Origin of the sequence: Paracoccus sp. IB05, assembly GCF_016405985.1 — a bacterium.
Classification (GTDB): Bacteria; Pseudomonadota; Alphaproteobacteria; order Rhodobacterales; family Rhodobacteraceae; genus Pseudogemmobacter.
Window position 1 is genome coordinate 1 of the sequence record NZ_JAEFCF010000108.1, and the last position, 511, is coordinate 511.

At 65.4% G+C, this 511-nt stretch carries 1 protein-coding gene; it reads left to right on the plus strand.

Annotated elements, in window-relative coordinates:
• Positions 1-457, plus strand: a 457-nt coding sequence (locus JC607_RS25260; RefSeq protein WP_198839452.1) for an IS5 family transposase, incomplete at its 5' end; no start/stop codon positions are given.
• Positions 458-511: the final 54 nt, after the last annotated feature.

Below are 511 nucleotides of genomic sequence, written 5' to 3' on the forward strand. Positions count from 1 at the left end.
AATCCGGGCTATCGAGATCACAGGCAGCCGGATCGGCGATGCGCCCGTTATGCCCGACCTGCTGAACCAGATCCCTGGCGATCAGCCCTTGGGCATGGTCACCGCCGATGGGGCCTATGACACGCGGGCCTGTCACGCCGCCATTGCGGCGCGCGGGGCAGCGGCAGTCATCCCGCCCCGCAGGAACGGCAAGCCGTGGAAGGAACACACGGCAGGGGCGGTCGCGCGCAACAACGCCCTGCGCAGTTGCCGCCGTCTTGGCCGAGCGATCTGGAAACGCTGGGCCGGCTATCACCGACGAAGCCTGGTCGAGGCAAAGATGCGCTGCTTCAAACTCTTGGGAGAGCGCGTCATGTCGCGCTGCTTCGACAGACAGGTGGCCGAGCTTCAGATCAGGGCGGCCATCCTGAACCGCTTCACCGCCCTTGGAACGCCCCTCACGCTGCGCGCGGGATAGGTCTGTCAGGGGAAAGGGGAACTCCGGACATAACCGGATTTGCTCAACAAAGCC